Genomic DNA, 20,804 nt, shown 5'->3' with positions numbered 1-20,804 from the left:
GCGGGACCATGTGCTCCGAGCACCAAACTAGCGATGTTAGTTTTTGCTCGCCAGGGGGGCCTGAGCTTACGGACCGGTCAGAAGTCGACCCGGGCCCGGTCGTCGACCCGGCCCACCGACTCCTGGCCGAAGGCCTTCTCGTAGTCCCGGCGGATCTCCTCGATCTTCCGGTCGCTCGGGCCCGCCTCCGCCACCGGATACAGCAGGATCAGCTCGTACGACCGCTCCTTCTCGATCGTGCCGCTCATGTCCTTCCACTGCCCGCGCCCGCTCTGCACGGTCAGCCCGTTCGGGAAGCCGGGCGTGACCTCCTTGTCGATGAAGGCCATGAACTGCCTGTCGGTGACGGCCGGACCGCCGTCCGGGCGCGCGGTGCCGAAGAAGAGCTGGGTCTCGATGTACGGCTCTCCGCGCGGCGGCACGGCGGAGGTCCCCTCGTCGAAGGTGGCGTAGGCGGTCGGAGCGCCGACGGCGAGCAGCAGCCCGGCCACGGCGAACGCGGCCTGGGTGCGGGTGAGTTGGAGATTCATGCACCCATCGTCGCGGGCCTCACTCGTCCAAGTCCGGCAAACGCGCCGGAGCCGGGCAGATCCGCTCGCCGTGCTGATCGAAGACGAACAGGTGGGCGATGTCGACGAGGAGGGGGACCTGCATACCGTGCCGGAGTTCGATGTCCGGAGTGGTGCGGACGATGAGGTCGCCGGGGAGCCGGCCCTCGGGCGGCGCCGGGTCGGGGGCCGCGTCCGCCGGGTGGTCCAGGACCACCACCGGTCCCGCGCGCCGCGCGCCCGCGCGCTCGCGGATGCGGTCCAGGACCGTGCCGCCCTCGCGGCGCCGGCGCCGGACCGGGCGGGCCGGGCGGGCCGGGCGCGGGGCCTCCAGATCGGGTACGACGGCCGGCTGGGAGCCGGTGTTGAAGTGGACGAGGACCTCGTGGCCCTGGAACTCGACATGCTCGACCAGACCGGTGAGCACGGCCTCACCGGGCCGGGCGGACGCCGGTTTGGCGATGCGTACCGCCTCCGAGCGCAGGCCGACGATGACCTCCCGGCCCTGCTGGACACGGAGCAACTGGTGGTCCTGGGACAGGGGTTCGGGCAGCCGCAGATACTGCTTGCCGAGGCTGATGGTCATCGCGCCGTCGAGCGGGGCGCGCACCAGGCCGCGCAGCAGGTTGATGCGCGGGATGCCGATGAAAGCGGCGACGAAGACGTTGCGGGGCAGCGCGTACACCGAGCGCGGGGTGCCGACCTGCTGGAGGCGGCCGCCGCGCAGGACGGCGACCCGGTCGCCGAGCGACATGGCCTCGGCCTGGTCGTGGGTGACGTACACCGTGGTGACGCCCAACTCGCGGGTGAGGGCGGATATTTCGGCCCGCAGGTGGTTGCGGAGTTTGGCGTCGAGGTTGGACAGCGGTTCGTCCATCAGGAACGCGGAGGGGTGCCGGGCGATGGCGCGGCCCATGGCGACGCGTTGGCGTTCGCCGCCGGAGAGCTGGCCGGGGAAGCGGTCGAGCAGGTCCTCGATGCCCAGCATGCGGGCGGTGGCGTCCACGCGCGGGCGGGGGTCCGCGCCGGGCGCCTCGATGCGCAGCGGGAAGCCGATGTTGTCGCGGCTGGTCATGCTCGGGTACAGCGCGAAGTTCTGGAAGACCATCGCAATGTTCCGCTCGGACGGCACCAACTCGTTGGCGTACACGCCGTCGAGCAGCAGCTCGCCCTCGGTGATCTCCTCCAGCCCCGCGATCATCCTGAGGACGGTGGACTTCCCGCACCCGGACGGCCCGAGCAGCACCAGGAACTCACCGGGCTCGATGTCCAGCGACAGCCGGTCCACCACGCGGACACCACGGTCGTACACCTTGCTCACATCGTGCAGAGAGATGGCGCGTGTCATGACAGGTGCCCCCGAGGGCTCACTCGTGCGCTGGTTCCGCGGTCGAAATGCCCCGCCCGGGTCGGACGGGGCTGTGCGTCACGGAAGTTAACGGAATGTGCGCGGTCGGGGAAGAGGTTGGTCACTTTGTGGCGGTCAGGTGGGCGAAGACCACCACGTTGCTGGTGTAGCCAGAGCGCCGGCTGAAGAGGCCACCGCAGGTGATCACACGGAGTTCCGGGCGCTTGGCCGGGCCGTAGACCTCCTTGTCGGGGAAGTCCGCCTTGTCGAAGACCTTGACCCGGTCCACGGTGTAGACGGCAGTACGGCCGTCCGCGCGCCGCGCCTCGATCGGCTTGCCGGGCTTCACCTCGGCCAGCCCGGCGAAGACGGCGCGGCCGGTTCTGGTGTCGCGGTGGCCGACGGCGATGGCAGTGCCGGGCTCGCCGGGCGTGGGGCCGCCCTCGTACCAGCCGACGAGCTTGGGCTTGTCGATCGGGGGCGTCTCCAGTTCCCGGTCCGGGTCGAGCCCGAGGCCCATGACCGGGGCGTCGATGCCGAGGGACGGGATGCGGAGGGTTGTCGGCCGGGACCGGGGCAGCGGGCGGAGCGGGGGCGTGGGTGTGGGTGTGGGTGTGGGTGTGGGGCGGCGTTCGGCGCGGACGGGGTGAGCGGAGGGTGTGGGGCGGGACGGGGCGGGGGCCGCCACGGGGGCCGGGCCGTCGGCTCCTTCCGGCGCCACCGGCATGTCCGGCTTCTCGCACCGCACCCCCACCGTGACCAGGACGGCCGCGAGCAGGGCCGTCCTGGTCAGGCGGTAGGCGCGCGTCCGGTGCCAGGGCCTGCGTCTGCGCCTACGCGGCACCATGGGGCCGGCGGCGGTTCATCCGGAAGTACATGGTGCCGCCGAGGGCGACCACGGCCGCCGCGCCGGTCACCGGCGCGAACGCGGCGGCGCTGTCGACGAGACCGCCGCCGCCCGCGTGCACACCGCCCCGGGGGCCGCGGTGGTCGCCCGGCCCCCAGGCCCCGTCGGCGCGGTGGTTGTCCTCGATGCGGTTGCGGTCGCGGCAGTTGACGCGGAAGACCTTCTCCTTGGGGGCGCCCAGCACGATCCAGGTGATCTTGTACTGTCCGTCCGCGAGCCTCAGCTGGTCGGTGTGACCGGCGCCCCCGCCGAGCTGGATGGTGCCGGCGACGGTGGCGGCGGAGGGCAGCGGAGGCTGCGGCGTGATGGTGTAGGCGATGGCGGGGAGGACGTCGAAGTTGACGGCGTCGAGATAGAACCTGCAGACCACCGGCTCGTCTCTCGAGTCCCCGAAGGGCACGCCCGCGCTGTGGATCCTGATGTCGCCGTTCTCCCCTTGGGCCGACGCCGTCGGCGCCGCCACCCATGACGCGCCCGCCGCGGTGAGGGCGGTGAGGACGACAGTGGCGCCCGCGCGGCGGCGGAAGGTACGTGTGGGTGTCTGGGTGGGCATGCGCGCTCCTCCGATTCAGACGATTTTCATACAAATCGTTCTTTCGCCTGACTCTCCGTTACGCGCACTGCGACGCGCCGTACCGACCCCGGCGCGTCGTCAGATATCACTCGTGCGGCGGAATCTGGAGCGCCTCGGCCGCGCTGGCGAGGCGGGGCCAGGACCCCCGGGTCCCTTCGGCGTCCGCAGCGCGCCCCCCGCCGACAGCAGCAACAGACCCCCCAGCATCACGAACGGCGCCGCCACACCCGCGACCCCCGCGACCAGACCCGCGGTCGCCGGCGCGGCGACCTGGCCGAGGCGGTTGCCGGTCAGCCGGAGTGCGAGGGCCGTGGAGCGGGCGCCGTCGGGGGCCGCCTGGACGACCGTCGTCATGGACAGCGGCTGGCCGACGCCGAGACAGAAGCCGAGGGCGACGAGGATCAGGGCCAGCGCCCACACCGGCACCGGCAGCGCGATGCCCGCGCACAGCAGGGCCGCCAGCGAACAGGTCACGGTGAGCAGCAGCGTCCGGCCCAGCAGCCTCAGCAGCGGGGTCAGCACCAGACGGCACGCGATCGTGGCCGCCGCACGCAGGCTGAGCAGCACGCCGATGACCGACGGCGCGATGCCCCGGTGTTCGCCGACCACCGGCAGATAGGCGGTGAGGATGTCGGTCGCGGACAGCACGGAGAGGCTGATGAGGATGCCCGCGGGGACACCCCGGGCGCGCAGGATGCGCTGGACGGGGACGCGGTCACCTTGCGCGGTACGGGACTTGGCGGTCGTACGGTCCTCTATGCGCCACAGCGACGTGAAGGCGACCGCCGCCCCCGCACCCGCGACCAGCAACGCGAGGGCGCTCGTCCCGGCCATGTCCCGGCCGCCGATCAGCACGCCCGCCGCGATCGGGCCGACCAGTTGGCCGAGCGAGGCGCCGATGGTGAAGTGGCCGAAATTGCGGTCCTGTTCGTGCGGGGCGGACTGGCGGGCGACGAGCGACTGGGCGCCGATGACGAAGGACAGATGTCCGAGTCCCATCACTCCGCTCCAGACCGCCATCGCCCAGAGGGAGTCGACGAGGCCGCTGAGCGCGCAGCCGCCGGATATCAGGACCACACCGACGGGCAGCAGGGGCGCACAGCGGCCGTGGTCGGTACGGCGGCCCAGCGGGACGGCGGCGAACAGCGGGAGCAGGGCGTACACACCCGCGATGACGCCGATCGCCCGCTCGTCGGCACCCAGCGCGAGCGCCCGGTAGGAGACGGCCGGCCGGGCCATCGACACCGCCCCCTGCGCGAAGCTGAAGGCGATGACGAGGCGGAGCAGCCAGCCGCGGTTCCCACCGGGCGCCATGATCGAGTCCTCCGTGCGGTACGTCAGATGATTCCGAAGAGGATGCCCGACCCGAGGATGATCAGACATGTGAGCGCCGCCCACTTCACCACGAACCTCGTGTGGTCGCCGAACTCCACCTTGGCCATGCCGACCAGGACGTACACGGCCGGGACGAGCGGGCTCGACATGTGCAGCGGCTGGCCGACCAGGGAGGCGCGGGCCATCTCCAACGGGGAGACGCCGTGCGCGGCACCGGCCTCGGCGAGGACGGGCAGGACACCGAAGTAGAAGCCGTCGTTCGACATGAAGTAGGTGAGCGGGAGGCTCAGCAGACCGGTGACCAGGGCCATGTGCGGGCCCATGCCCTCGGGGATGACGTCCACCATCCACTTGGCCATGCTGTCGACCATGCCGGTGCCCTGGAGGACGCCGGTGAAGACGGCGGCGGCGAAGACCATGCCGGAAACGTTGAGGACGTTCTCGGCGTGGGCGCCGATGCCGGCCTTCTGGTCGGGCATGTGCGGGAAGTTGACGGTCAGCGCCAGGGCCGCGCCGAGCAGGAACAGCACCGGGATCGGCAGCCACTCCATGATCATGGCGGTGAGCAGGACCACCGTGAGCAGCGCGTTGAACCAGTACAGCTTGGGGCGCAGGGTGGGCCGGGCCGGGTCGAGGACCTTGAGCATGCTGTCGTCCTCGTCGTCGGGCGCGTCGGCGTCCGTGCCGCCGCCCGAACCGCCGGTGGCCACCGGGGTCTTGCCGGAGCCTCCGGCACCCACGAGAACGGTCTCCGTCTCCTTCTCGTCCACCAGCACCTCGTCCAGCGTCAGCGTGCCGAGCCGCTTGCGCTCGCGCATGCCGAGGACGTACGAGAGCACGAAGACGCCGAGGAGGCCGACGGCGAGGGCCGGGATCATCGGGATGAAGATCTCGCTGGCGTCCAGCTTGAGGGCGGTGGCGGCGCGGGCCGTCGGGCCGCCCCACGGCAGGGTGTTCATCACGCCGTTGGCCATCGCGGCGACACCGGTCATGACGACCAGGCTCATCTTCAGGCGCTTGTACAGCGGGTACATCGCCGAGACCGTGATCATGAAGGTGGTCGAGCCGTCGCCGTCGAGCGAGACGATGGCGGCGAGTACGGCGGTGCCGACGACGATGCGCATCGGGTCGGCCTTGCAGAACTTGAGGATCCCCCGGACGATCGGGTCGAAGAGCCCGACGTCGATCATCACTCCGAAGTAGACGATCGCGAACATGAGCATCGCCGCGGTCGGGGCAAGGCTGGTCACGCCGTCGATGACGTAGTCACCGAGCTTGGCGCCCTTCCCGACGAACACGCAGAACAGCGCTGGGATCAGCACGAGCGCCGCGATCGGCGACATCTTCTTCATCATGATCAGGACCAGGAAGGTCGCGATCATGGCGAAGCCGAGGATGGTCAGCATGAGTGGATACCTAACGTTCGCCCTTGAACTCCCACCGGAGTCGGCAGTGCGATGACGTTAGGTGCCGTCGAACGGCGTTAACAAGACGTTGACATGCGAGCAATAAGCGCAAAACTCCTGGTCACGGCTTTGCTCAGGTCAGCGGGGTGAGCTTTTCGGTCACGGCTTCGCTCACGGCTTCGGTCACGGCTTCGGTCACAGGGGAGATTTCCACAGGCACTCCGTTGAGGACCGCGTTGCCCGACAGCGGGTCGAGCAGGCTGCCGTCGAGGAGCTGGTTGACGTTGACGCCGGGGTCGGTGGAGGCGTGGCCGAGCCGGGTGCCGGGACGGTTGTGGCCCCATCCGTGCGGCAGGCTGACCACGCCCTGCCGGACGCCGTCGGTGACCTCGGCCGGGGCCGTCACCTCTCCCCCGGCGCCCTTCAGCCGCACCGGCGCCCCGTCGCGCACGCCGAGGCGTTCGGCGTCGGCGGGGTGGATGTGCAGGGTGCAGCGGTTGGTGCCGCCGGTCAGGGCGGGGACGTTGTGCATCCAGCTGTTGTTGGAGCGCAGATGGCGGCGGCCGATCAGGACGAGTCCGTCGGGCCGCTCGTCGAGGGCGCGCGTCAGCCGGGGCAGGTCGTCGGCGATCGGCTGCGGCAGCAGCTCGATCTTGCCGGACGGGGTCTTCAGCGGCTGCGGCAGCCGCGGGCGCAGCGGTCCGAGGTCGATGCCGTGTGGATGCGCGAGGACCTTCTCCAGGGTCAGGCCGTCCGGTCGTACGCCGAACCCGTCGCCGTAGGGGCCGAGGCGCAGCATCATGTCGAGCCGCCGCTCGGGGCCGTTCTCGCCGGTGAGCTGCTCCGCCAGTTCCTCAGGGTCCCTGCCGTGCACGGGAGAGTGCGGCTCCTTGACGGCCTTGCCCAGGGTCTGCTGTACGACCAGCGCGTCCACGGCCGCGGGGTCGGCGCCGTGCATGCCGGTCGCCGCGAGGGTCAGCCGGGCGAGGATCTCGCTCTCGGACATGCGGCCGGGTTCGAGCGGGACGGCGGCGCGGGTGTAGCGGACCTGATTGCGTACGGCGAAGGTGTTGAAGGCGAAGTCGTAGTGGGCGCTCTGGGAGGGCGGGGGCGGCGGCAGGACGACGTGGGCGTGGCGGGAGGTCTCGTTGAGGTAGGGGTCGACGCTGACCATGAAGTCGAGCGAGTCGAGGGCCTTGTCGAGCCGGTCGCCGTCGGGGGCGGACAGCACCGGGTTGGCGGCGATGGCGATGAGGGCGCGGATCGGCTCGCCCTCGGGTGTGGCGGTGTCGATCTCCTCGGCGAGCGCGGACAGCGGCAACTCGCCTTTGGCCTCGGGGTGTTCGCTGACGCGGGAGTGCCAGCGGGCGAGCTGGAAGCCGCGACCGGGTCCGGCGGGCCGGGGCGTCTTGTCGGTGGCCGACTGCGGGAAGAGCGCGCCGCCGGGGCGGTCGAGGTTGCCGGTGAGGATGTTGAGGACGTCGACGAGCCAGCTGGCCAGGGTGCCGTGCGAGACGGTGCAGCTGCCGATGCGGGCGTAGACGGCGGCGGTGGGGGCGGCGGCGAGTTCGCGGGCGAGGGCGCGGATGACGTCGGCGTCGATGTCGCAGGCGGCGGTGACGGCTTCGGGGGTGAAGTGCCGTACGGCGTCCCGGAGTTCTTCGACCCCCTGCACATGGGGCGTCAGGCCGCCGAGGTCGACGAGTTCCTCCTCGAAGAGGACGTACGTCATCGCCGCGAGCAGCAGGGCGTCCGTGCCGGGGCGGATGGCGAGGTGGCGGTCGGCGAGTTTGGCGGTGCGGGTGCGGCGCGGGTCGATGACGGTGAGGGTGCCGCCGCGGGCCTTGAGGGCCTTGAGCTTGCCGGGGAAGTCGGGGGCGGTGCACAGACTCCCGTTGGATTCCAGGGGGTTGGCGCCGATGAGGAGCAGGTGGTCGGTGTGGTCCAGGTCGGGCACGGGGATCGCGAGGGCGTCGCCGTAGAGGAGCCCGCTGGAGACGTGCTTGGGCATCTGGTCGACCGTGGAGGCGGTGAACAGACTGCGGGTGCCGAGGCCGGCCAGCAGGACGGGCGGGTAGAGGGCGCCGGCCATGGTGTGGACGTTCGGGTTGCCCAGGACGACGCCGACCGAGTTGGCGCCGTAGCGCTCGACGGCCGGGCGGATACCGGCGGCGACCGCGTCGAAGGCCTCCTGCCAGGTGGCCTCGCGCAGCTCGCCGTCCTTGCGGACGAGGGGTGTGCGCAGCCGGTCGGGGTCGCCGTCGACGGCGCCGAAGGAGGCGCCCTTCGGGCAGATGAACCCCTCGCTGAACACATCGTCGCGATCACCGCGGGCACCGGTGACACGGGTGCCCTCGATGGTGAGGGTCAGCCCGCAGGTGGCCTCACACAGGGGGCAGATTCGCAGGGCGGTGCGGGACACGGGTCCTCCCGGGGGCGGCGGCGACGGTGACGCACGAACTGCCGTCGAGCATACCGACCGGTATGCACGAGGGCGAGGGTCCGGGTCAGTCCAGGACGCGCGCCAGGTACGCCCGCAGCAGCTCCCGCGCCTCCTCGATGATCTTCTCGTCGCCCTCGGGGGCCACCCGGAAGGCCAGGTGGACGAGGGTGTCGGCGGTTTCCACGGCGATGAGGAAGGTGCGCCGCAGATCGTCGTCGGGGCTGCGTTCGAGATAGCCGGAGAGCAGGTCGGTGAGACGGTCGGCGACGCGGTGGTTGGGCTCGGAGTGCCGGGTGCCGACCGGGATCTGGTTGCCGAAGTCGACGAGGGAGAAGCCGGGCGCCGTGCGCTTCATGGCGAGGTACTCGTCGAGGACGGCGTCCATCGCGACCCGCCAGCCTCCGTCGCCGTCGCCGGCCTCCTCGAGGCGGGCGGTGACGCGCTCGGTGTAGCGCTCGAGGTTGCGCTGGGCCAGCGCGTCGGCCATCTGCCGTTTGTTGCCGAAGAAGCGGTAGACCGAGCCGATGGGGACGCCCGCGCGCTGGGCGACGGCACGGGTGCTCAGGTCGTCGTAGCCGACCTCGTCGAGGAGGTCGGCGCAGGCGTCGAGGATCCTGGTCAGCCGTTCGGCGCTGCGCCGCTGGATGGGCGCACGACGGAGCGATGTCGCATGGGGCACGGGTTTCATGATGCCCCTCCGCCCGGGCCCGGTGAAGCTCGCCCCCTGTTGTCGGCCACATTCACCGCCCCGCGGGCGCGCTCGTGCGCGCCGTCGGCCCCGGCTGCGACGCCGTGATGTCGGCCGTGCTCTCGACGGGCTCGCCGTCCACGGCCCACACGGTGCCGTCGTCGGCGTAGAGCCGGACGGTGACGTGGTGGGTGCCGCGCTGGACGAGGTCGGCCGAAAGGCGGTACTCGGGGGCACGTAGCCGGGCGATGCGGCGGCCGTCGACGAAGAGGTGGGCGAGACCCCGGCCGGGCACGGCCTCGGCCTCGGTGCCGGGCGGCGAGAAGCGGAAGTTGTGGACCGTCAGGCGTACGTCCCACCCCTCGTCGGCGTCCGGCTGCACCTCGATGCCGACCTCGGGTGCGTCCTCGTCGTCCACCTCGCGGTAGCGCCGCCCCTCGTCGTCGGTGGCATCGAGGAGCTCGCCGACCGGTGACATCGACTCCCCGTTCTTCCGGCTCCCGCCCTCGCCCGCGTCACCGGCGCCGCAGCCCGCCGCTCCGGCGAGGAGCAGGACACAGACCGCGAGCGCCGCGAGCAGTACACGTGTCCACGACATGGCGGTGAGCGTAGAACAAGGGTCCGACACCTCGAATCCCCCTGGAGTCGGGTTCTCGGCGTACAACCTGGGGAGGTCATGGGGACCCTCTTGCGCCCACGAAACCGCAATCCTACGGTGGAGCATAGGAATCAGATCGCGAGGGAGCACTGATCATGAGCGATGGGGGTACCTCCCACGTGAGCGCATTCGAGCGTGGGGGAGCACGAAAGACCGCCGAGGGGCTGGCCTACCTCTCCGGTTTCGGCAATGAGCACAGCTCCGAGGCCGTCCCGGGCGCCCTGCCCGAGGGCCGCAACTCGCCCCAGCGCGCCCCGCTCGGGCTGTACGCGGAGCAGCTCAGCGGTACGGCGTTCACCGAGCCCCGCGCCCACAACCGCCGCTCCTGGCTGTACCGGATCCGCCCCTCGGCCGCGCACCCGGCGTTCACGCGCACGGAGAACGGCTCGATCCGTACGGCGCCCTTCACGGAGTCGGTGCCCGACCCGAACCGGCTGCGCTGGAACCCCCTGCCCGAGCCGCCGGCCGGCACGGACTTCCTGCGGGGCCTGTGGACCCTGGGCGGCAACGGCGACGCGACCCAGCGCACCGGTATCGCCGTGCACCTCTATCACGCCAACTCCTCCATGGAGCGTGTCTTCAGCGACGCCGACGGAGAGCTGCTGATCGTGCCGGAGCACGGCGGGCTGCTGCTGCGCACGGAGTTCGGGCTGCTGCATGTGGAGCCGGGACATGTGGCGCTGGTTCCTCGTGGGGTGCGCTTCCGTGTGGAGCTGCTGGATGCTTCCGCCCGGGGTTATGTGTGCGAGAACTATGGGGCGCCGTTCCAACTGCCCGACCTCGGCCCGATCGGTGCCAACGGACTTGCCAACGCCCGGGATTTCCGGGCGCCCGTGGCGGCGTACGAGGAGGTCGAGGGTCCGGTCGAGGTGGTCAACAAGTTCTGCGGGAACCTGTGGACGGCCACCTATGACCACTCCCCGCTCGACGTGGTCGCCTGGCACGGCAACCATGTGCCGTACGCCTATGACCTGCGCCGCTTCAATGTGCTCGGCACCATCAGCTACGACCACCCGGATCCGTCCATCTTCACGGTGCTGACGTCGCCGAGCGACACCCCGGGGCTCGCGGGCGTGGACTTCGTCGTGTTCGCGCCGCGCTGGCTGGTGGGCGAGGACACGTTCCGGCCGCCGTACTTCCACCGGAACGTGATGAGCGAGTACATGGGGCTCATCGAGGGCGCGTACGACGCGAAGGCGGAGGGCTTCGTGCCGGGCGGCGGGTCGCTCCACAACATGATGTCGGCGCACGGCCCGGACCGGGAGACCTTCGACCGCGCGAGCACCGCCGAGCTGCGGCCGCACAAGGTCGACGACGGGCTGGCGTTCATGTTCGAGACCCGCTGGCCGGTGACGCTGACCGCGCAGGCGGCCGGGGCGGAGCATCTGCAGCGCCGGTACGACGACGTGTGGCAGGGCCTCGAACGCCACTTCCGCCCCTTGCACTGAGGATCGCCTGCCGGTACGGATGGCCCAATGACCTCCTTCGCCCCGGACTCGATCGTCCTGAACCGCAAGCTGCCGCTCTGGTATCAGGTGTCGCAGTCGCTGCGCGCCTCGATCCTCGGCCGCTCGCCCCAGGACCCGCTGCGGCTGCCGACCGAGGAACAGCTGGCGGGGCACTACGGCGTGAGCGTGCTGACCATGCGGCAGGCGCTGAAGGAGCTGGAGGACGAGGGGCTGATCACCCGCCATCGCCGGCGCGGCACGTTCATCGAACCGGATGCCATCAGAGGCGCCCCGGTGCGGCTGCTCGGCTCCGTGGACGCGATCGTGGCCCAGCAGTCCGGCATGACGACCGAGCTCCTCGACCACGGCAAGGCGCCGGTGCCGGGCGAACTCGCCGAGTACTTCCCGGATCTCGACGAGGTGGCGACGTATCACCGGCTGCGTGGGGATGAGAAGACGGGCGAGCCGACGAACCATGCCCGCAACTACGTGCGTCCCGAAATGGCCACGCGCATCGATCCCGCCGATCTGCTGCGCTGGCCGATGACCAAGGTGCTGCGGGATGTCGTCGGGGCGGACATCAGCAGGATCACGGACACGGTGGAGGCGAGGCTCGCCGATCCGGAGACGGCACGGCTGCTCCAAGTGCCGTTGCTGAGCCCGATTCTGCACTACACGGGGGTGACGTACGACGGGGATGGGCGGGTTCTGGACGCGGCGGTGATCCACTATCGGGGCGATCGTTTTTCCTTCACAGTGAGCCTGGACGCGTAGTTCTTTGTCTGCGGGTTTGTGGGGGCTTGTCGCGCCCACGCGGCGGAGCCGCAAATCGATACAGCCCCGCGCCCCTTTGGGGCGCTTGTCTTACCCAGGTTCTACGATGCTCTGCGTGACGCACGACGACGCTCCGCTGCTGACGGATCTCATGCCGTGGTCCGTCGCATCGCCGCGGATCGGGCGGGGGTGGCCGACGGGGCCCGATGCGGCGTCCCTGAAAGCTCGGTGGGATGCGTTGGTGAAGGCCGAGGGGCCGGATCGGGAGGCGTTGTTCGAGCCGACGCGGTCGCGGACGCTGCACTCGGCGGTCGGGCAGTTGCCGGGGCAGAGCAGCGGCACGGAGAAGCTGGCCCGGGCCGCCGGGCCGTGCCCGGAACCCGTGCGCGTGCTGCACGCGCCCTTCGATGAGCAGTGGCTGATCCCCGATCACCGGCTGATCGACGTGGCGCGGCCGGAGTTGTGGCGGGTGGCGGACGAGCGGCAGGTGTTCGTGGCAGAGACGGCGGGCGGTGGGGCCGGGCCGGTTCTCCTGGCGACTTCACTGCTGCCGCTGCTGCGGCCGGGCCGTGTCCGGCCGCTGTATCGCCGTCCGGGCGGGGTGGACCCGAACCTGGCGCCGGGCCTGTTGGAGTACCTGGGTGAGCGTCTGGGCGAGGTGCCGGAGCCGGTGGACGTGCTGGCCTGGATCATGGCGGCGGTCCGTGTCGACCTCGCCGTGCCCCTCACCGGGGACCCCGAACTCTGGGCGCTGGGCGTGGAGTCGGGCCGTCGGGTGCTCCGGCTGATGTGCCGCGACGGCGAGCGCCCGAAGCTCCCCGGCGGTCGCCGGCCCTACGTCCGCGCCCCGCTTCCGGCCCGGCCGCACACCCTCCTCTACGACCGCGAGGAGGAGGCCCTGCAGATCGACGAGGGCCGTATCTCCCCGGTACCGCCCGAGGCCTGGGACTTCGAGGTGAGCGGGGTCCGGGTGCTGGAGGCATGGTTCACGGCACGGACAGCACCCACCGAACCACCGGGCACCCTCGAATCGATCCGCCCGGCCACCTGGCCCCAGACCTGGACGTCGGAGCTGCTGGAGCTGATCACCGCACTGGCCCTGCTCTCCGAAGTCCCACCCCTCCCGTCCCAGTTGACGTCCCCCATCACAGCAACCGACCTGCACAAGGCGGCCGTACTCCCACCGCCGCCCCGGTCCCGCCGCCCGGCATCGGTACTGGACACACACGAGGAGGGCCCGGAGGGCCAACTAACGCTGCTGTAGCGCCCCTTCAGGGGCGCGGGGCTGTATCGATTTGCGGCTCCGCCGCGTGGGCGCGACCAGCCCCAACGCACCCGCACCCGACGAACTACCAGCACTAGTCCGGGTCAAAAGCATCCAGCACCCGCCCCAGCGCCCGCTCAAACACCCCCTCCATATCAACCGGCCCGCTCTGCTCCATGAACGCCGCAGCCAGTCGCGGATACGCACCGGTGGCCACCTGGCTGCCGAGGTAGGCGATACGGACCGCGTTCTCCTCCTCCGCGGACCAGGGCACGGACCGGGTTCGCTCGGCGGTGGCGATCTCGTTCGCGACGTACGTCGTCACCACGGCGTTGAGCAGCGCGACCAGCTCCATCTTGGGGCCGTACGGGAGGTCGAGCGGTTCGAGGCAGTCCAGGCAGTGATCCAGATAGCGCAGGGAGTTGGGGCTGACGCCGTACACGCCCGACATCAGCCGCGGCACCCAGGTGTGGCGGTGCATGATGGCGCGCGTCTCCCGGGCGTTGCGGAGCATGTCCGCGCGCCAGTCGCCCGAGGGTTCCCGGATGTCGTGCTCGGCACCGATCGCATCGATCATCAGCTCGTGCAGGTCCTCCTTGCGGGGGACGTAGTTGTAGAGCGACATCGTGCCGCAGCCCAGCTCACCGGCCACCCGCCGCATCGAGAGCGCGTCCAGCCCCTCCGCGTCGGCGACCCGCACGGCCGCCGCCGCGATGTCGGCGCGGGTGTACGCGGGTTTCGGCCCCCGGCCCGTCCGCTCGGGACGTGCCCAGATCACTTCGGGTTCGGCCGCTCGGCCCGCCATCGATCATCACCTCGGCCTCCATCCTAGTTACGTACAGCGTACGTAGTGCGCTATGGTCGACCCATGACTTCTACGTACGCTGTACTTAGTGAGGGCCTGGAGAAGCGGTTCGGGGCGGTACACGCCCTGCGCGGACTGGACCTGGCCGTCGCGCAGGGCTCGGTCTGCGGGGTCCTCGGGCCCAACGGCGCGGGCAAGACCACCGCCGTCCGACTGCTCACCACGCTGCTGCGGCCCGACGCGGGGTCGGCCCGGGTCGCCGGGCACGACCTGGTACGGGAGGCGGCGGCCGTACGCCGCCGGATAGGCGTCACCGGGCAGTACGCGTCGGTCGACGGGGACCTCACCGGGCGGCAGAACCTGCGGCTGTTCGCGCGGCTGCACCGGGTACGGGGGCCGGCGGAGCGGGCGGGCGAGCTGCTGGACCGCTTCGGGCTGACCGAGGCCGCCGACCGCCCGGCGTCCACCTACTCGGGCGGGATGCGGCGGCGTCTGGACCTGGCGGCGAGCCTGATCCGCCGCCCCGACGTGCTCTTCCTCGACGAGCCCACCACCGGCCTCGACCCGGCCACCCGCAATCAGATCTGGGACGCGGTCCGCGACCTCAAGGCGGACGGCACGACCGTACTGCTCACCACGCAGTATCTGGCCGAGGCCGATCAACTCGCCGACGACATCGCCCTGGTGGACCGCGGACGGGTCGCCCACACCGGCTCCCCCGCTCAACTCAAGGCACTCATCGGGTCGTACGCCGAAGTCGTTGTCGCCCACGCCGACGCCCTGACCGAGGCCGCCGCCGTCCTGGACCGACTCACCGGCAGCGAGCCCTCGTTCGACCGCGCACGCAACGCGGTCGGCGCGGTCACCGCCGACCAGACCCTCACCGTCCCCCGTCTCGTGCGTGAACTCGACGCGGCGGGCGTGCCGTTGCTCGACGCGAGCCTGCGTCCGCCCAGCCTCGACGACGTCTTCCTCCGACTGACCGCAGGAAAGGAACTGGTGGCATGAGCACCTTGGCATTCGACGGCACCGCCATGCTCGGCCGGCAACTGCGGCGGACGCGGAACAACCCGGCGCTGGTGATCCTCACCCAGACCATGCCGATCACGATGCTGCTGTTCTTCGGCTATGTCTTCGGCAGCGCCCTCGCGATGCCGGGCGCGGAGTACCGGTCCTTCCTCGTGCCGGGGCTGCTGGTGGCGACCGCCGCCAACGGGATCATGACGGGGATGTTCCAGGCGGCCCAGGACTCACACCGAGGGGTGACGGACCGGCTCCGCACGCTGCCGATGAGCCGAGGGGCCGTCCCCCTCGGTCAGGCGGTCGCCGATGTCGTCGTCACGGCGGTCGGGACCGTGCCGTATCTGCTGGTCGGGCTCGCGGTGGGCTGGCGCATCGAGGGGTCCGCGCTGGAAGCGGCCGGTGCCGTCGGGCTGTTGCTGCTGTTCCGGTTCGCCTGCACCTGGGTCGGGATCTTCCTCGGGCTGCTGTCCCGGAGCGAGGAGGCCGCCGGTCAGCTCGGCAGCGCGACGTTCATGCTGCCGCTGCTGTCCAACGCCTACATCCCCACGGACAATCTGCCGGGCTGGCTGCGCACGATCGCCGAGTGGAACCCGATCAGCGCGGTGACCACGGCCCTGCGGGACCTGTTCGGCAACGCTCCGGTGCCGGAGGGCTCCGCCTGGCCGGTGGCGCATCCCGTGGCCGGGTCGCTGGCCTGGTGCGCGGTGCTGATCGCCGTCTTCGGGCCGCTCGCCGTACGACGGTACGCACGCGGCGAGCGGTGAGGCGGGCCCTCCTTCCGCGGAGCGCCACTCGTGGGTCATGATCCACGGCATGGATCCGCTTCCCCTGCCCCTCGAAGGCATCACCGTCGTCTCCGTCGAACAGGCCGTCGCCGCCCCCTTCGCCACTCGTCAGCTCGCCGACCTGGGCGCCCGTGTCATCAAGGTCGAGCGGATCGACGGCGGCGACTTCGCCCGCGGCTACGACACCGCCGCGCGCGGCCTCGCCTCGCACTTCGTGTGGTGCAACCGGGGCAAGGAGTCGATCGCCCTCGATCTGAAGGACCCGCGCGGACTCGATGTCGTACGGCGGCTGGTGGCGGACGCGGATGTGTTCGTGCAGAACCTCGCCCAGGGGGCCGCCGCCCGGCTCGGGCTCGACGCGGCCACGCTCTGCGCGGCGCACCCGCGGCTGGTCGCCGTGGACATCTCCGGATACGGGGCGTCGGGGCCGTACGCGGACAAGCGGGCGTACGACATGCTCGTGCAGTGCGAGGCGGGGCTGGTGTCGGTGACCGGGACGCCGGAGCAGCCGGTGAAGGCGGGGATTCCGGCGGCCGACATCGCGGCGGCCATGTACGCCTTCTCAGGCGTCCTCGCGGCGCTCGTGCGGCGGGGGACGACGGGCCGTGGCGGGCCGGTCGAGGTGTCGATGCTGGAGGCGCTCGCGGAGTGGATGGGGCATCCGCTGCACCATGTGATGCACGACGGCACACCCCCGGCGCGCACCGGGCTCGCGCACGCCGTCATCGCGCCGTACGACGCCTATCCGACGGCGGGCGGCGGCGGGGTGCTGCTGTCGGTGCAGAACGACCGGGAGTGGCGGCGGCTGGCCGAACAGGTGCTGGGGCGGCCGGAGTTGGGGAGCGATCCGGCGTACGCGACGAACGCGGCGCGGGTGGCGAACCGGGAACGTACGGACGCGGCCGTCGCGAAGGCGCTGGCCGCGCTGGATCCTGATATGGCGGTGGCGCGCCTGGAGGCCGCGGGCATCGCCTGCGCCAGGCTCAGGGACGTACGGGAGGTCGCGGAGCATCCGCAGCTGGCGGCCAGGGGGCGGTGGCGGGAGGTGGAGTCGCCGGTGGGGCCGCTACGGGCACTGCTGCCGCCCATCACCATGCCGGGCGGGGACGAGGCACGGATGGGGGCCGTGCCCGCGCTCGGGGAGCACACCGAATCGTTGCTGCGTGCCGTGGGGATGACGGACCAGGAGATCGCAGCGTTGCGCCGGGACGGTGTGGCGGCCTGAGCGCGGGACTCGAGGAACGGTCTCGAGAAGCGCGGTGGTGCTCAGCGGTCGCCGAACAGCGAACGGCGCAGCCGCCGCAGTGGCGCGAAGAGCGAGAGCCGGCCCACCTTCTTGCCCCTGTCGCTGCGCTGGCGCGGGGTGTCACGTGCGGTGATCTCGCGCATCAGCGAGGTCGCCTCGGCTGCCTCCGTGTGCGGCACGGCAGGACCTGCCAGTACCGAGAGATGGCGGTCGAGGCGCGAACTGGTCGCGCTGCTCCCGCAGGTGATCGCAGGGACCCTCGCCCTGCTGCGCACTGTTATCTGTTCCATGTCACTCCCCACCCGTACGAGTCCACCCGGCCCGGGCAGGGTAACCCTATCGCCCTCATGGGGCACTCGTGTATCGCGGTCACAGGATTCACCTTCCCCGTAAGGGGGTTGACGACTCTTCTCCAGTTACTCTCCGAATCCAACCGATTTCAGGGCGAGTTGGACAACCGGCTGGGTGGTGGGCTGCTCCGACCCGCCGTCGGGCTCCACCGTCACAGCCAGTGATGTCGCCGACTTCTCCAGTCCGGCCGCGACCAAGGGCGTGTCGCCCTCGAAGAGCCCGAGGGAGCGCGGTTGCTCGTCGGGGCGCATGACCCAGAGCTGGTTCACACTGCCGCTCGGCAGATCGCCGTATCCGCTCAGGGTGACCACCGCGCTCCCCTCGGATGCCGAGGCGACGACTCCGATACTCCGGCCCCGCGCGTCCTTTCCGGTGCTCGAGCGCGCGTCCGGTGCCGCGAGAACGTGGGCGATCTCACGTGCCTGCGCCCGCTGGGCGTCCAGCTGGTCCTGTGTCTGGTTGGCCTGCACGGCGAAGAGCGAGGCGACGACCAGGGCCGCCGCGGCCGTCGCGGTGGCGAACGGGACGAAGAGGGGGCGCCCCCTGCGTGGACGGGCACGCGCCGGCAGCGGCTCGGTGCCCCAGACGTGCGGCGGCAGCTGCGGCGTACGCGCGCGTGCCGGTTCGGGCCGTGCGGCGGGCTCCTGGGGAGTGGCGCGTACGGCGGCCAGGACCCGGTCCCGCATCGCGGCCGGCGCGGGCGCGGCCGTGGACCAGGCGAGGCGGACGGCGTCCTCGGTGAGGGCGCGTACCTCGGCGGCACACAGGGGGCAGTCGTCGAGGTGTTTCTCGAAGCGCACGCGTTCCGCCGGTTCCAGGGCATCAAGGGCATAGGGGGCGGCCAGGGAGTGCAGGTCCTCGCGGCGCAGTCGGTCGAGGAAGCTCATGCGACACCTCCCAGGCATTCGCGCAGCCGGGTCAGTCCGTCGCGCATCCGGGTCTTGACCGTACCGAGCGGCAGCGAGAGCTGCTCGGCCACTTCACGGTACGTAAGCCCGTCGTAGTAGGCGAGGGTGACGGACTGCCGTTGGAGCACGGTGAGGCTGTCCAGGCAGCGGCGCACCCACTCGCGTTCCAGTCCGGCCTCGACCTCCTCGGAGACCTGGTCGAAGGCGGGGCTGTGGGAGCGGCGTGCCTCGCGCTGCTCGCGTTCGCCGGCCGCGCGGGCGCTGCGCACCCGGTCCACGGCGCGGCGGTGGGCGAGGGTGAGGATCCAGGACAGGGCGCTGCCCCGGCCGGGGTCGAACCGCGCGGCGGACCGCCAGAGTTCGAGCAGCACCTCCTGTGACACCTCCTCCGACTGCGCCGGGTCGCGCACGACTCGTTTGACGAGTCCGTACACCGGCCCGGACACCAGTCCGTACAGCTTCTCGAAGGCGTGCTGGTCGCCCCCCGCCACCAGCACCAGAAGCTCGTCCGCCTCCACCCGGTCCCCCTCTCTTCGGCCGCACGGGGCCGATCCCGTCCCACGAGGCATTCGCAACGAACCCACCTCCGGATGGGGTTACGGATCAGCGTGCCCGAAACGCCAGTCCGGCAACGGGAAATTTTGTTTTGAAGTTCGACCAATCCGCCCCGCCACCGGCGCCGAATCCTGGTGCGTCAGGCAAGTTGGACTGAGGACGGACGGCATGACACCTATCTCCAGGAGCGGCGTGGGCGCGCGGAGCGTCGCAACCCTCGTATGTGGTGCGCTGGCCGCCGGGGCGCTCGCAGCCGCCGGCGTGGCCACGCTGGAACCGGGGGCGGCCTCCGCCTCCAGCCACCGGGAGGCCCCGCTGATCTCGGGGACCCCGCAGTACGACAACACGGACGTGTACGCGTTCGTCAGCCCGGACAAGCCGGACACGACGACGATCGTCGCGAACTGGATCCCCTTCGAGGAGCCGGCCGGCGGACCGAACTTCTTCACGTTCGCCGAGGACGCCCAGTACGACGTCCACATCGACAACAACGGCGACGCCCAGGGCGAACTCCTGTTCCGCTACACCTTCAAGACGCACACCAAGAACGACAAGACGTTCCTGTACAACACCGGTCCGGTGGAGAGCCTGGACGACCCCGACCTGAACATCACGCAGACGTACGACATCGATCTGCTGCGGCTGAAGAACCAGAAGCTGGTGTCGAAGACGAAGGTCGCGGACGACGTCCCGGTGGCCCCGTCCAACGTCGGCAAGGCCTCGATGCCGGACTACGCCAAGCTGCGCTCCCAGGCCGTGCACGAACTGACCAGCGGCGCCACGACGTTCGCCGGTCAGGCGGACGACCCGTTCTTCCTGGACCTGCGCGTCTTCGACCTGCTGTACGGCGGGAACCTCTCCGAGGTCGGCAACGACACGCTCAAGGGCTACAACGTCAACTCCATCGCCCTGCAGGTCCCGACGGACATGATCACCGAGTCGGCGGAGCAGCCGATCGTCGGTATCTGGTCGACGACCCAGCGCAAGAACGCGCAGGGGCACTTCGCCCAGGTCTCGCGGCTCGGCATGCCGCTGGTGAACGAGGTCGTCAACCCGCTCAAGGACAAGGACACGTTCAACGCGTCCGCGCCGTGGGACGACGCGCAGTTCCTGAAGAACGTGACCAACCCCGAGCTGCCGAAGCTCATCGAGGCGATCTACAAGATCGACGCCCCGGACGAGCCGCGCAACGATCTCGTGGACGTCTTCCTCAAGGGCGTCGAAGGCCTCAACCAGCCGCCGCACGTACGCGCGTCGGAGCAGCTGCGGCTCAACACGTCGATCAAGCCGGCCGCCGAACCGAAGCGGCTCGGCGTCCTCGACGGTGACAACGCGGGCTTCCCGAACGGGCGTCGGCTGAGCGACGACGTGCTCGACGCCTCGTTGCAGGTCGTCGAGGGTGAACTGGTCGGTGCCAAGAACGACTTGGGCGACGCGGTCGACAAGAACGACAAGGACTTCGAGAAGGCGTTCCCGTACGTCGCTCTGCCGACCGAGGGGTCGCGCGGTCCGCTCGCCAAGGGCACGACCGGGGACAACGACGTGCGGAACCAGCTGGGCGACGCGCTTCAGCCGGCCGGCTCCGGCGGTACGGAAGACACCACGCTGATCGCGGCCTCGGCCGGTGCCGGTGCGGTGGGCATCCTGCTGATCGGTGGGGGGCTCATGTGGTGGCGGCGTATGCGGGGGCGTGCGTACTGACTCCGTCGGGGCGTGGGGACACTGCGGGTCCGTTGTG

General features: G+C 70.9%; 20 protein-coding genes. 7 read left to right on the top strand and 13 right to left on the bottom strand.

Features of this window, described 5'->3' with window-relative positions:
- Nucleotides 1–77 precede the first annotated feature (77 nt).
- The 9 genes from KCH48_RS16105 to KCH48_RS16065 all read right to left on the bottom strand — a co-directional run bounded on the left by KCH48_RS16105 (nucleotide 78) and on the right by KCH48_RS16065 (nucleotide 9,847).
- Nucleotides 78–530 carry a DUF3574 domain-containing protein gene (locus KCH48_RS16105; RefSeq protein WP_210574740.1) on the bottom strand — a complete coding sequence of 151 codons (453 nt, stop codon included), beginning with the start codon at nucleotides 528–530 and terminating at the stop codon, nucleotides 78–80.
- A gap of 19 nt (nucleotides 531–549) precedes the next feature.
- Nucleotides 550–1,896, bottom strand: a complete 1,347-nt coding sequence (locus KCH48_RS16100; protein WP_210574738.1) for an ABC transporter ATP-binding protein — start codon at nucleotides 1,894–1,896, stop codon at nucleotides 550–552.
- Nucleotides 1,897–2,017: 121 nt separating this feature from the next.
- On the bottom strand, nucleotides 2,018–2,743 hold the full coding sequence (locus tag KCH48_RS16095; protein ID WP_210574737.1) for a class F sortase: 726 nt from the start codon (nucleotides 2,741–2,743) through the stop codon (nucleotides 2,018–2,020).
- Nucleotides 2,730–3,356: a hypothetical protein gene (locus KCH48_RS16090; protein WP_210574735.1), complete on the bottom strand. Its 627-nt coding sequence runs from the start codon at nucleotides 3,354–3,356 to the stop codon at nucleotides 2,730–2,732. Before KCH48_RS16090 ends, KCH48_RS16095 begins: the two co-directional genes overlap by 14 nt.
- Nucleotides 3,357–3,455: 99 nt before the next feature.
- A complete protein-coding gene (locus KCH48_RS16085) occupies nucleotides 3,456–4,691 on the bottom strand; it encodes an MFS transporter (protein ID WP_210574733.1) in 1,236 nt (411 codons plus the stop codon).
- Nucleotides 4,692–4,714: 23 nt separating this feature from the next.
- Complete coding sequence (locus KCH48_RS16080) at nucleotides 4,715–6,118, bottom strand: CitMHS family transporter (RefSeq protein WP_210574731.1); 1,404 nt, start codon at nucleotides 6,116–6,118, stop codon at nucleotides 4,715–4,717.
- A 133-nt stretch (nucleotides 6,119–6,251) separates the two neighbouring features.
- Complete coding sequence (locus KCH48_RS16075) at nucleotides 6,252–8,540, bottom strand: molybdopterin oxidoreductase family protein (protein ID WP_210574729.1); 2,289 nt, start codon at nucleotides 8,538–8,540, stop codon at nucleotides 6,252–6,254.
- A gap of 85 nt (nucleotides 8,541–8,625) precedes the next feature.
- Entirely contained in the window at nucleotides 8,626–9,249 is a 624-nt protein-coding gene (locus KCH48_RS16070) for a TetR/AcrR family transcriptional regulator (RefSeq protein WP_210574727.1), read from the bottom strand.
- 52 nt (nucleotides 9,250–9,301) lie between these two features.
- Nucleotides 9,302–9,847 carry a hypothetical protein gene (locus tag KCH48_RS16065; protein ID WP_210574725.1) on the bottom strand — a complete coding sequence of 182 codons (546 nt, stop codon included), beginning with the start codon at nucleotides 9,845–9,847 and terminating at the stop codon, nucleotides 9,302–9,304.
- A gap of 155 nt (nucleotides 9,848–10,002) precedes the next feature.
- Between KCH48_RS16065 and hmgA the strand changes: the two genes are divergently transcribed.
- From hmgA to KCH48_RS16050, 3 genes are all read left to right on the top strand, one after another.
- Complete coding sequence (gene hmgA, locus KCH48_RS16060; protein WP_210574723.1) at nucleotides 10,003–11,355, top strand: homogentisate 1,2-dioxygenase; 1,353 nt, start codon at nucleotides 10,003–10,005, stop codon at nucleotides 11,353–11,355.
- A gap of 27 nt (nucleotides 11,356–11,382) precedes the next feature.
- Nucleotides 11,383–12,129 (top strand): GntR family transcriptional regulator, encoded by a 747-nt coding sequence (locus KCH48_RS16055; RefSeq protein ID WP_210574720.1) that lies wholly within the window; start codon nucleotides 11,383–11,385, stop codon nucleotides 12,127–12,129.
- 106 nt (nucleotides 12,130–12,235) lie between these two features.
- A complete protein-coding gene (locus KCH48_RS16050) occupies nucleotides 12,236–13,393 on the top strand; it encodes a type ISP restriction/modification enzyme (protein WP_210574718.1) in 1,158 nt (385 codons plus the stop codon).
- Nucleotides 13,394–13,487: 94 nt separating this feature from the next.
- Here KCH48_RS16050 and KCH48_RS16045 read toward each other — a convergent pair whose 3' ends face one another.
- Nucleotides 13,488–14,198 carry a TetR/AcrR family transcriptional regulator gene (locus tag KCH48_RS16045; RefSeq protein ID WP_210574716.1) on the bottom strand — a complete coding sequence of 237 codons (711 nt, stop codon included), beginning with the start codon at nucleotides 14,196–14,198 and terminating at the stop codon, nucleotides 13,488–13,490.
- A 63-nt stretch (nucleotides 14,199–14,261) separates the two neighbouring features.
- On the opposite strand from KCH48_RS16045, the gene KCH48_RS16040 reads away from it, so the two are divergent.
- Genes KCH48_RS16040 through KCH48_RS16030 form a run of 3 tightly spaced genes read left to right on the top strand, consistent with a single transcriptional unit; the run spans nucleotide 14,262 to nucleotide 17,231 of the window.
- Nucleotides 14,262–15,206, top strand: coding sequence for an ATP-binding cassette domain-containing protein (locus KCH48_RS16040; RefSeq protein ID WP_210574714.1), 945 nt, complete (start codon nucleotides 14,262–14,264; stop codon nucleotides 15,204–15,206).
- A complete protein-coding gene (locus KCH48_RS16035) occupies nucleotides 15,203–15,985 on the top strand; it encodes an ABC transporter permease (protein ID WP_210574712.1) in 783 nt (260 codons plus the stop codon). Before KCH48_RS16040 ends, KCH48_RS16035 begins: the two co-directional genes overlap by 4 nt.
- 37 nt (nucleotides 15,986–16,022) lie before the next feature.
- Entirely contained in the window at nucleotides 16,023–17,231 is a 1,209-nt protein-coding gene (locus tag KCH48_RS16030; protein ID WP_210574710.1) for a CaiB/BaiF CoA-transferase family protein, read from the top strand.
- A gap of 41 nt (nucleotides 17,232–17,272) precedes the next feature.
- On the opposite strand, the gene KCH48_RS16025 is transcribed toward KCH48_RS16030, so the two are convergent.
- The 3 genes from KCH48_RS16025 to KCH48_RS16015 all read right to left on the bottom strand — a co-directional run bounded on the left by KCH48_RS16025 (nucleotide 17,273) and on the right by KCH48_RS16015 (nucleotide 19,029).
- The gene (locus KCH48_RS16025; protein WP_210574709.1) at nucleotides 17,273–17,542 is read right to left on the bottom strand and encodes a hypothetical protein; all 270 of its coding nucleotides are present in this window, start codon (nucleotides 17,540–17,542) and stop codon (nucleotides 17,273–17,275) included.
- A 126-nt stretch (nucleotides 17,543–17,668) separates the two neighbouring features.
- Nucleotides 17,669–18,490, bottom strand: a complete 822-nt coding sequence (locus KCH48_RS16020) for an anti-sigma factor domain-containing protein (protein ID WP_210574708.1) — start codon at nucleotides 18,488–18,490, stop codon at nucleotides 17,669–17,671.
- Nucleotides 18,487–19,029, bottom strand: a complete 543-nt coding sequence (locus tag KCH48_RS16015; RefSeq protein WP_210574707.1) for a sigma-70 family RNA polymerase sigma factor — start codon at nucleotides 19,027–19,029, stop codon at nucleotides 18,487–18,489. Before KCH48_RS16015 ends, KCH48_RS16020 begins: the two co-directional genes overlap by 4 nt.
- Before the next feature lie 205 nt (nucleotides 19,030–19,234).
- Between KCH48_RS16015 and KCH48_RS16010 the strand changes: the two genes are divergently transcribed.
- Complete coding sequence (locus KCH48_RS16010) at nucleotides 19,235–20,767, top strand: DUF4331 domain-containing protein (RefSeq protein ID WP_210574706.1); 1,533 nt, start codon at nucleotides 19,235–19,237, stop codon at nucleotides 20,765–20,767.
- The last annotated feature ends 37 nt before the right edge of the window (nucleotides 20,768–20,804 follow it).

Source organism: Streptomyces sp. GESEQ-4, assembly GCF_017948455.1.
GTDB lineage: Bacteria > Actinomycetota > Actinomycetes > Streptomycetales > Streptomycetaceae > Streptomyces.
This window is presented reverse-complemented; position numbering and strand designations above follow the sequence as displayed.

What these genes read in the sequence shown, in the direction of transcription:
- KCH48_RS16035 (WP_210574712.1), top strand. Translation starts at nt 15,203, where the DNA reads ATGAGCACCTTGGCATTCGACGGCACCGCCATGCTCGGCCGGCAACTG.
- KCH48_RS16025 (WP_210574709.1), bottom strand. Translation starts at nt 17,542, where the DNA reads ATGGAACAGATAACAGTGCGCAGCAGGGCGAGGGTCCCTGCGATCACC.
- KCH48_RS16050 (WP_210574718.1), top strand. Translation starts at nt 12,236, where the DNA reads ATGCTCTGCGTGACGCACGACGACGCTCCGCTGCTGACGGATCTCATG.
- KCH48_RS16055 (WP_210574720.1), top strand. Translation starts at nt 11,383, where the DNA reads ATGACCTCCTTCGCCCCGGACTCGATCGTCCTGAACCGCAAGCTGCCG.
- KCH48_RS16080 (WP_210574731.1), bottom strand. Translation starts at nt 6,118, where the DNA reads ATGCTGACCATCCTCGGCTTCGCCATGATCGCGACCTTCCTGGTCCTG.
- KCH48_RS16090 (WP_210574735.1), bottom strand. Translation starts at nt 3,356, where the DNA reads ATGCCCACCCAGACACCCACACGTACCTTCCGCCGCCGCGCGGGCGCC.
- KCH48_RS16020 (WP_210574708.1), bottom strand. Translation starts at nt 18,490, where the DNA reads ATGAGCTTCCTCGACCGACTGCGCCGCGAGGACCTGCACTCCCTGGCC.
- KCH48_RS16085 (WP_210574733.1), bottom strand. Translation starts at nt 4,691, where the DNA reads ATGGCGCCCGGTGGGAACCGCGGCTGGCTGCTCCGCCTCGTCATCGCC.
- KCH48_RS16065 (WP_210574725.1), bottom strand. Translation starts at nt 9,847, where the DNA reads ATGTCGTGGACACGTGTACTGCTCGCGGCGCTCGCGGTCTGTGTCCTG.
- KCH48_RS16095 (WP_210574737.1), bottom strand. Translation starts at nt 2,743, where the DNA reads ATGGTGCCGCGTAGGCGCAGACGCAGGCCCTGGCACCGGACGCGCGCC.
- hmgA (WP_210574723.1), top strand. Translation starts at nt 10,003, where the DNA reads ATGAGCGATGGGGGTACCTCCCACGTGAGCGCATTCGAGCGTGGGGGA.
- KCH48_RS16100 (WP_210574738.1), bottom strand. Translation starts at nt 1,896, where the DNA reads ATGACACGCGCCATCTCTCTGCACGATGTGAGCAAGGTGTACGACCGT.
- KCH48_RS16045 (WP_210574716.1), bottom strand. Translation starts at nt 14,198, where the DNA reads ATGGCGGGCCGAGCGGCCGAACCCGAAGTGATCTGGGCACGTCCCGAG.
- KCH48_RS16070 (WP_210574727.1), bottom strand. Translation starts at nt 9,249, where the DNA reads ATGAAACCCGTGCCCCATGCGACATCGCTCCGTCGTGCGCCCATCCAG.
- KCH48_RS16105 (WP_210574740.1), bottom strand. Translation starts at nt 530, where the DNA reads ATGAATCTCCAACTCACCCGCACCCAGGCCGCGTTCGCCGTGGCCGGG.
- KCH48_RS16030 (WP_210574710.1), top strand. Translation starts at nt 16,023, where the DNA reads ATGATCCACGGCATGGATCCGCTTCCCCTGCCCCTCGAAGGCATCACC.
- KCH48_RS16040 (WP_210574714.1), top strand. Translation starts at nt 14,262, where the DNA reads ATGACTTCTACGTACGCTGTACTTAGTGAGGGCCTGGAGAAGCGGTTC.
- KCH48_RS16010 (WP_210574706.1), top strand. Translation starts at nt 19,235, where the DNA reads ATGACACCTATCTCCAGGAGCGGCGTGGGCGCGCGGAGCGTCGCAACC.